Genomic DNA, 8,363 nt, shown 5'->3' with positions numbered 1-8,363 from the left:
TGCCCGGCACCGAGGTGAACGTCAGCGGCGCCACCAGACCCGCATACCCCAGGTCGGCGGCGGCGGCGACATCCCAGTGCGCGGGGTGGTAGTCCTGCACGGCGCGGGCGTACTCGCGCACTTTCTCGCGGCCGACCAGGTAGGTGCCGTCCATCTCGTAGTAATGGCCGACCCGTGATTCGAGCACCGACGCTTCTGTTGTTGCGGTCATGAATTTGCTCAACTCTTCTATCGGCCTGTTCGCTGAGGCCAACCCATGCACACTAGCGTGCGAACTCCGCGGCGACGCGGTCCGATGCGCTTCGGCGGTTTGTTCCCCAGGGAGTCGCGACACCGCCATCCTGGCGCAGGCTACCCGCGGCCGCGCGTTGCGGACAGGCCCGCGATTAGGCTGAGCGGCGCGGGACAGCCGGGCCGGGCGCCGGTGAACGCCGCTGACGGCGCGACATCCGCCAAAGGGGCCGGTATGAGCCGATTGCCGCAGATGCACCACGTCGTCTACGCAGTCGCCCGAGATCGGCTCGACGCGGCCGCCACGTTCTTCACCGAACTCGGGTTCGAGTTCGCGGTCCTCGAACTGGCCGAACTGGGGCCGGCGGCGTGGAACTGGTGATCCCCCTGGACACCGAGGCGGGACGCAGCAGTGCGGTGGCCGAATTCCTGGCGGCACACGGTGACGGTGTCTTCTCCATCGCGGTTCGCGTGGCAGACATGGCGGCCGCCGAGCAGGTGCCCGCGCGTTACGGCGCGGTGACGAAGTTCCGTTCGCACCGGGAGGGCGAGGGTTTCGAACCGGACGAATCCGAGATGACGGTGCAGGGGCTGCCCCTGACATTCCTCGCGACCGACTTGCCCTGAAACCGCGAACGCCGGAGCAAGATGTAACGCGTGAGTTGGGCGAGGCACGAGGGACGCGCGCTGGTGGACACCACCCTGAGCGGGGATGCGCTGTTGGCCGCGCTGGAAGACCGTGTCCGCGCGCAGAATCCGACGCTGACGGACGTGCGACTGGAGGACGCGACCGCGACCGAGGAGTACGACCCGGGCACACAGCCGCCCGGCCGGTGGTATTCGGTCACCTACCTGGCCGATGACGGCGAGGGCTACTAGCTGGGACACACCGGGTCGTGCGCGTCGCGACGAGTTGGCCGACTGCTCACACGGCCGCTACCCGGGCGTGGCACGGTACACGCGTGCAACCCGACGTGAATGCAGGCCGGCTGCCCCTGGTCGAGCGATTCCACGGCGGGTGTGAGGCGTTCGTCGCCCGCCTGCCGTTGGGGCTCAGCTCGGTCGTCGCGCCGACGTTCGTCGGGTACTGCCTGATCAACGGCCTGAGCTTCGGCGCGGATCTGTCGCTGCTCACCGGCCTGCACAGCGGGCTCGGCGTGCCGGTGCCGGTCGCCGTCACGCTCGCCTACGTGTGCGCCTTCGCCCTCAGCTACGCGCTCAACCGCAGCGCCAACTTCCGGTCCCACGCGCCCGTCGGGCCGCAGGTCGCGGTGTATGCCGCGGTGGTCGTCGTCAACTACCTGGCGTTCATCCTCGGGGTCACCAGCCTGCTGGCGGCCCTCGGCGTGCAGTACCAGCTGTCGCGGCTGGTGGCGGGGACCTGCGAGGCCGCGTACATGTACTGTGCGATGCGATGGATCGTGTTCCGCTGCTGAAGTCCAGGTGAGCGACTTGTCCGTACCGAACGCCGGCTCCGGCGCACCGATCGCGATGCTGAACGCGTTGTGGTTCAAGCCCGGCGGAATGGAACTCTACGGCGAATACGGCGGGGCCGTCCTGCCGATCCTGGCCGACGTAGGCGCCGAGCTGTCGACCCCGTTCCTGCAAGTCGAGCAGTCGCTCGAGGGTGGCTTCGATCCCGACCTGGTCGGATTCGTCCGGTACCCTTCGGCGGCCGTGTTCGACGAGATGTGGCACAGCGAGCGCTATCGGCAGGTCGCGCACCTGCGCACCGACGCCGTCCACCGGGCGGTGCTGACTCGTTGCGCCATCGACCCTTCCGACGGCGGTGAGGCGGTGCTCGACAGCGGTGTCGTCGTGCTGAACATGTTGTGGTTCCACGAGGGTGGCCGCGAGCGCTACGACGAATACCTCGCGGCGGCAGCGCCTTTGGTCGAGGCCGTCGGGGGCCGCTACGTCGTTCCCCGGTTCCTTCCCGACTTGGCCTACGACGACGACTTCGTACCCGACCTGATCTTTTTGGGCAACTACCCCTCCACGGCGGCGGTGTTCGATCTTGTGACGGGGCCGGCCTACGCGGCGGTCTCCGAGATCAGGACGGCCGCCGTCGCGCGGTCGGCGACCACCGTCCTGCGGGTGCCCTGAGTCTGCGGCGCGAACCAGCACCGTTGCCCCGGCTCGAATAGCGCTGCGGTGTGGCGGCTTTGGACAGCGCCGCTGGGATGGAGCGGGCCATCGACGCGATTGGCGGCCTGGCCGGGCGCAAATCGGGCTATGGTGTGCTCGCGAGGATGCGTTCGGCAGGCGCACAACGGAGGTGGGATGCCGTCGACGAGATGGCGCGATCATGTCAGCGACGCCTTGCGGACGCGGCTGTGGCCGGTGCCCTTGATCGGCGTGCTCCTCGCGATCGCGGCCGGGATACTTCTTCCCGCGTTCGATCAGACGATCGGGCGCGCGTTGGCGCCGCTCCGGCCGGTGTTCGCGAGCAGTCCCGACGCCGCGCGCGAGCTGCTGGGCACGATCGCGACCGCGCTGGTCACCGTGACCTCACTGACCTTTTCCCTCACGGTGGTGACGTTGCAGCTGGCCAGCGGGCAGTATTCGCCGCGGCTGTTGCGGACCTTCGCCCGGGACAGGTTCGTGCAACGAACGCTGGCGCTGTTCCTGGCGACCTTCGCCTATTCGCTGACCGCGCTGCAAAACGCACACGACGAGCACGCCGGCGACACCGCCCAGGTCTCCGTGAGCGTCGCCGTGTTCCTGGCGCTGCTGAGCGTCATCGGGTTGGTGTTCTTTCTCGCTCACCTGGTCGCCGAGATTCGGGTCGAGACCATGATGCACACCGTGTGGGCCGACTCGATTGCGGCGGCCGGCCAGATCTTCGAAGCGACCGATGCCGCGGAAGAAGACGCGCGGATGCCCCAGCCGCCGCACGACGCCGATCTGGTCGACGCCGGCTCAACGGGGTTCTTGGTCAGCGTTGACGAGCAATCGCTGATGTCGGCCGCCGCGCAAGCCGAAGCGGTGGTTCTGGTCAACCGGGCTCCGGGCGATTGGCTGGTCTGCGGCGAACCGCTGGCCTACGTGTGGAGCTGCGACCGGCGCGACCCACTGGATCGCCGGCGGCTCGAGCTGCTCGCCGGCGCCGTGACGGCCGCCGTGCGGACCGGAAACGAAAGGACCCCGGTCCAGGACGTCGGTTACGGCCTACGGCAGCTGACGGACGTTGCGGTGAAGGCACTCTCGCCGGGAATCAACGACCCCACCACCGCCGTGCACGCACTGGGATACAGCTCTGCGCTGCTGTGTGATCTGGCCCAGCGCCGCCTGGGCTACAAATCGCTGCGCTGCGGCGAGGTGACCCAGGTGGTGATACGCCAGCCCACGTTCGCCGAGCTGCTGGATCTGGCGATCGCCCAGCCACGCCGGTACGGCGCCGGCGATCCTGCCCTGCTCGCCCGCGTCTTCACCTTGCTCCGCGAGGTTGCGCGACAGGCCACCGACGCCAGGCACAAGGACCCGATTGCCGCTCAGCTCGAACGGCTTCGGCGCACCGCGTCCGCACAGGACTTCGATGCCGCCGAGCGCGAATTCCTGGTCGATCTCGGGCGCGACGTGGAGGCGGTGCTGGCCGGCACCTGGCGACCCCCGGTCGGTGACCGGTCGTGAGCGAACGCGACGCTAGATCTTGAGATAGCCCTTGTCGGCGGGGATCTGGGCGGCGGTGATCAGCGACGACGCGTCGCTCGCGAGCCAGACCACGATGTCGGAGACCAGGTCGGGGTCGGCCAGCGACTCGGTGGGCAGGGCGCCCGGCGAGAAGCTGTAGATGTAGTGCGGGTGGTCTTGAAACACTTGGTACATCGACACGTCGTTGCCCATCGGGGTATCGGTGCCGTAGGGGTGCACGGAGTTGACGCGGATGCCGTACTCGCCGAGTTCGACCGCCAGCGAGTTGGTGAGCCCGACCACGCCGAACTTGCTGGCGCAGTAGTGGCCACAGCCCGGGACGGCCTTGATGCCGGCGGCCGAGCTGATCGCGATGATGGACCCGCCGTTGCCGGCCGCGATCATCGGCGGGACCGCGGCTTTGACGGTGTTCCACAGCCCGGTCAGGTTGACGTCCAGCACGTCCTGCCACTGTTGGGGCGAAATCTCCCACAGCCGGCCCCAATTCAGCACGCCGGCGTTGGCCACGACGATGTCGAGGCGGCCGAACTGCTCGACCGCGTTCGCCACGATCCGCTGCTGGCCGGCCAGATCGCGGACGTCGATCTCCCCGGCGAGGATCTTGCGGCCCTCGCCCTCGACGAGGCTGACCGTCTCGGCGAGGTCCTCCGGCGCCGCGGGCGGATAGCCGTTGTGTTCGGCCACGGGGGCGCAGGCGTCGATCGCGACGATGTCGGCGCCGGCGCGGGCCAGCCGGATGCAGTGCGAGCGGCCCTGGCCGCGGGCGGCGCCGGTCACGTAGGCGACCTTGCCGGCCAGCGGGGTGACGGGATCGGTCATGCCGACATCTCCTCTGCGTGCGGCGCGGCGCGCCGATGGTGGAATTCGTAGTCCGGCAGCGGGGAATGGCGGCTGAATCGCCTTGAGCCGGTGATTGTTTGGGGGCGGTGATAGACGGTGTCGCGCTGGGAGTTGACGAAGTAGGTGGACAGACCGGGGTTGCACGCCGTCAGGTACAGGTGCACGGCCTTGCCCCGGCGGTGCATCTGCTCGTTCCACCGGTCGAACGCCGCCGGGCTGACCGCGACGCTGTCCGCGCCACGCCGCCGGGTCTCGTCGATGACGCGCACGGCGTGGGCGGCCATCGTCTCGACGAAGTCCGGCCAGGCGAAGCCGACGAAGCCCAGGGGCCCGACGATCTCCCACCGGTTGGGCAGCCGGGGATGCGCGGTGCCGGCGTAGCTGCGCAGCCCGTGGGCGCGGTAGTCCTGGGCGAGGTCGAAGTCGTCGGAGCCCAGAATGGTTCCGGGGCGGTAGGTTTCGGGATCCGTCCACAACTCGTAGCCGGTGGCCAGCACGATGAGGTCGGCGGGGCGCTCGGCGCCGTCGGCCGTGCGGATGCCGGTGGGGGTGACCCGCTCGATCGGGGTGGTGATCAGCCGGGTGCCGGGGTGGTTGAACACCGGCAGGAAGCTGCTGGAGATCACCGGGCGTTTGGCGAGCAGGGCCGTAGCGGGGAACCAGCGCGCGGCGGGTGGCCGGGTCGTCGACCACGGCACGCAGCAGCGCCCGGTACAGCAGCCGGCACCACGCGTCGTACAGGGGCATGAGCCGCACGAGGATTCGGTCGGGGAGCCGCGGCAGCAGGTGCACCAGCGGGGCGACCATGAACGCGTCCATGCCCGCCCGGCCCAGCGCGTTGGCGGCGCCGACGACGCCGGGCACCCGCCACAGCACCCGCATCCAGCGCGGGATGTCGAAGTCGATCTTGGGCAGCACCCACGCCGGCGTGCGCTGGTAGATGTCCAGGCCGGCCGCGCGGGCCGACAGTGCCCCGGCGATCTGCACGCCGCTGGACCCGGTGCCGATGATCGCGATGCGTTTGCCGGCGGGGTCGTAGTCGTCGTCCCAGGCGTTGGGGCGCAGGAGGGTTCCGGCGAAGTCGTCGAGCCCGGCGATGCCGGTGACGTCCTTGGCGTTGACGTAGCCGCCGACGGAATTGACCACGAAGCGCGCCGACACCGGTTGTCGGCCCGTGATCGCGAGGCGCCACAGGCCGGCCGACGCGTCCCAGCGCTGTTGGACGACTTCGGCGTTGGTGTGCAGGTGCGCGTAGAGCCCGAGGCGCTGCGCCGTGTCGCGCAGGTACCGGTAGATCTCGGGACCCGGAGCGAAGAAGCGCGTCCAGTCGGGGTTGGGGGCGAACGACAGCTGGTACCAGAGCACCGGGATGTCGACGGCCAGGCCGGGATAGTGGTTGTCGCGCCAGGTGCCGCCGAAGTCGTCGCCGCGCTCCAGAATGACGAAGTCGTCGATGCCCTTGTCCCGCAGTATTTTCGCCGTCGCGATGCCGCCCGGCCCGGCCCCTATGATCGCCACCTCGTAGTCGGGTTCAGCCACGGCCGGCGCCTTTGAGACCGGTGACGATGTGGTCGCCCACGAAGCGCCGCACCGCGCGGGGGTGATCCAGGTTGACCGCGATGGGCGGCACCAGCTCGAAACTGAACAAGATCCGGATGATCCATTCGCTCGCGCGCGCCGGGTCGAGCGTCGCATCGACCTCTCCGGTGCGCTGGGCGGCTTTGACCAACGGCCGCCACAACTCGACCGAGCGGCGCATCAACTCGTCGCCGCCGTTTTCGAGCAGCAGGACCAGGATGCTCCGGTCGATGCCCCGCGGCGCCGACCGGGAGCGCCGGCGGTGCGCGCAGATGAGCACCGCCACGGCCGCCGCCTGATCGGCCAGGGTCGCCTCCTTGGACACCTCGACGGCCATGGTGTCGATGAAGCCGGCCGCCAGGTGATTGAGCGCGGTGGCGATGGCGTCGTTGCGGGTGCCCAGCGCGTTGTGCACGGTGCCCCGCGACACGCCGGCGGCCTCGGCGACCGCGGTCAGGCTGAATCGCCGCGGCCCGAGGTGGCGCAGCGTGTCGGTGGCGGCGGTCAGCAGGGCGCTCGGCACGGGCTTGGCTTCCGGGGGCGCATCGACCGGCATTTGCACACATTAGCGATATGTGTTCAAGCCGGTCAACATGCGGGCGCTCCGGTGACCTACGGCATGATGCCAGGGTGACCTACCGTTCTCCGTCCCTCGCCGACGTCATCGCGACGCTGCGCGTCGACCGCACGGGCGAGCGGCACTTCGTCGCCGCCCAGCTTGACAACCCGGCGCACCACATCGTCGGCGGCCACATCGCCGGGCAGGCGCTGATGGCGGCCGGGCTGACCGCGCCCGGGCGCACGCCCCACAGCGTCCACGTCTACTACGTGCGCGCCGGGGACGCCCGGCTGCCGGTCGACCTGCACGTCGACGTCGCACGCGACGGGGGCACGCTCTCGACCCGGCAGGTCACGGCGCGGCAGGACGGTCAGATCCTGCTGGAGGCGCTCGCGTCGTTCAGTGCGCCGGTCGAGTCGTTCGCCTACCAGCAGCCCATGCCCGAGGTCCCCGACCCGGACACGCTGCCGCCGGTGCAGGAACAGCTGGCCGCCTATGCCGACGAGCTGGGCGGGCACTGGGTCAGGGAGCAGCCGTTCGAGCTGCGCTACGTCGACGCGCCGCCGCGGCTCGCCATCGAGGCGCCGGCACCCTCGCCCCGCATCCGCATGTGGTGGCGGCCAACCGAACCCGTGCCGGACGACGAGATGCTGCACTGCTGCCTGCTGACCTATCTGTCGGGCACGACGATGCTCGAGACCGCGCTCGCGATGCGGCGGGCCACGCCGCCGACCACGTTCAACGCGCTGATCGACCACGCGCTGTGGTTTCACCGGCCGATCGACCTGTCCGATTGGGTGCTCTCCGATCAGGTTTCGCCCAGCGGCGTCGCGGGACGCGGACTTGCGACGTCGACCATGTACAACCGCGCCGGCCAGCTGGTCTGCGTCGCCACCCAGGAGCTCTACTTCGGCCGGGGCAAGGGCTGAACGATAGGGTCGAGCGGTGACGATCAGCTACGACGACGCGCTGCGGGAGCGGATCCGCGCGCACGTGGCCGGTCACGCGCGCCGCACCGTGACCGACCCGAGCAAGCGGCACGCGGCCGTCGCGGTGGTGCTGGTCGATTCCGAGGTCGGCGAGGACCGGGTTGACCCGGCGCCGGTCGACGAGTGGATCGGCGGGCGGCCGATGCCCGAGGCCAACCTCGACGGCCGCATGGTCGACGTGTCGGGCGGTGCTGCTTTCCTGTTGTGCCGCAGGGCCATTCGGCTGTCGTCGCATTCGGCGCAGTGGGCCCTGCCGGGTGGCCGCCTCGACCGCGGCGAAACGGCGGTCGACGCGGCGCTGCGGGAGCTGGACGAGGAGGTGGGCGTCGCGCTGCCCGGGTCGGCCGTGCTGGGGCTGCTCGACGACTACCCGACGCGGTCGGGCTACGTCATCACCCCGGTGGTGATCTGGGGTGGCGGCCGGCTCGACCCGCGACCGGCGCCCGAGGAGGTGGTCGCGGTCTACCGGGTGGGGCTGCACCAGCTGCAACGCGACGACTCGCCGCGCTTCG

Annotated in this window: 11 protein-coding genes and 1 pseudogene; 8 read left to right on the top strand and 4 right to left on the bottom strand. The window is 70.0% G+C overall.

Annotated features, from left to right (window positions below; genetic code table 11):
• Window positions 1–211, bottom strand: a 211-nt coding sequence (locus tag AC2VON_RS12840; RefSeq protein WP_486953306.1) for an FAS1-like dehydratase domain-containing protein, incomplete at its 3' end; no start/stop codon positions are given.
• Window positions 212–466: 255 nt separating this feature from the next.
• On the opposite strand from AC2VON_RS12840, the gene AC2VON_RS12835 reads away from it, so the two are divergent.
• The 6 genes from AC2VON_RS12835 (at window position 467) to AC2VON_RS12810 (ending at window position 3,864) form a co-directional block, all read left to right on the top strand.
• Window positions 467–613: a hypothetical protein gene (locus AC2VON_RS12835; RefSeq protein WP_486953305.1), complete on the top strand. Its 147-nt coding sequence runs from the start codon at window positions 467–469 to the stop codon at window positions 611–613.
• Window positions 610–858, top strand: a complete 249-nt coding sequence (locus AC2VON_RS12830) for a hypothetical protein (protein ID WP_486953304.1) — start codon at window positions 610–612, stop codon at window positions 856–858. The genes AC2VON_RS12835 and AC2VON_RS12830 overlap by 4 nt, the downstream gene beginning before the upstream one ends.
• Window positions 859–888: 30 nt before the next feature.
• On the top strand, window positions 889–1,110 hold the full coding sequence (locus tag AC2VON_RS12825) for a hypothetical protein (RefSeq protein WP_407685452.1): 222 nt from the start codon (window positions 889–891) through the stop codon (window positions 1,108–1,110).
• Between the two features lie 83 nt (window positions 1,111–1,193).
• On the top strand, window positions 1,194–1,667 hold the full coding sequence (locus tag AC2VON_RS12820; RefSeq protein ID WP_407685453.1) for a GtrA family protein: 474 nt from the start codon (window positions 1,194–1,196) through the stop codon (window positions 1,665–1,667).
• Window positions 1,668–1,683: 16 nt separating this feature from the next.
• On the top strand, window positions 1,684–2,337 hold the full coding sequence (locus AC2VON_RS12815; protein WP_407685454.1) for a DUF1330 domain-containing protein: 654 nt from the start codon (window positions 1,684–1,686) through the stop codon (window positions 2,335–2,337).
• Between the two features lie 177 nt (window positions 2,338–2,514).
• Complete coding sequence (locus AC2VON_RS12810) at window positions 2,515–3,864, top strand: DUF2254 domain-containing protein (RefSeq protein ID WP_407685455.1); 1,350 nt, start codon at window positions 2,515–2,517, stop codon at window positions 3,862–3,864.
• Between the two features lie 12 nt (window positions 3,865–3,876).
• Here the strand turns inward: AC2VON_RS12810 and AC2VON_RS12805 are convergent, their stop codons facing one another.
• The 3 genes and pseudogenes from AC2VON_RS12805 to AC2VON_RS12795 all read right to left on the bottom strand — a co-directional run bounded on the left by AC2VON_RS12805 (window position 3,877) and on the right by AC2VON_RS12795 (window position 6,859).
• Complete coding sequence (locus AC2VON_RS12805; protein ID WP_486953303.1) at window positions 3,877–4,704, bottom strand: mycofactocin-coupled SDR family oxidoreductase; 828 nt, start codon at window positions 4,702–4,704, stop codon at window positions 3,877–3,879.
• Window positions 4,701–6,264: pseudogene (locus AC2VON_RS12800) on the bottom strand (flavin-containing monooxygenase). The gene AC2VON_RS12805 and the pseudogene AC2VON_RS12800 overlap by 4 nt, the downstream one beginning before the upstream one ends.
• The gene (locus tag AC2VON_RS12795; RefSeq protein WP_486953302.1) at window positions 6,257–6,859 is read right to left on the bottom strand and encodes a TetR/AcrR family transcriptional regulator; all 603 of its coding nucleotides are present in this window, start codon (window positions 6,857–6,859) and stop codon (window positions 6,257–6,259) included. The pseudogene AC2VON_RS12800 and the gene AC2VON_RS12795 overlap by 8 nt, the downstream one beginning before the upstream one ends.
• 74 nt (window positions 6,860–6,933) lie before the next feature.
• On the opposite strand from AC2VON_RS12795, the gene AC2VON_RS12790 reads away from it, so the two are divergent.
• Together AC2VON_RS12790 and AC2VON_RS12785 are read left to right on the top strand one after the other, a co-directional pair.
• Complete coding sequence (locus tag AC2VON_RS12790; RefSeq protein WP_486953301.1) at window positions 6,934–7,791, top strand: acyl-CoA thioesterase; 858 nt, start codon at window positions 6,934–6,936, stop codon at window positions 7,789–7,791.
• A gap of 16 nt (window positions 7,792–7,807) precedes the next feature.
• Window positions 7,808–8,363 (top strand): NUDIX hydrolase (locus AC2VON_RS12785; RefSeq protein WP_486953300.1); only part of this gene is annotated, 556 nt, incomplete at its 3' end.

Source organism: Mycobacterium sp. TH-M82 (genome assembly GCF_057473605.1).
Note: the sequence above shows the minus strand (reverse complement) of the source record. Positions and strands in the feature narration are given on the sequence as shown.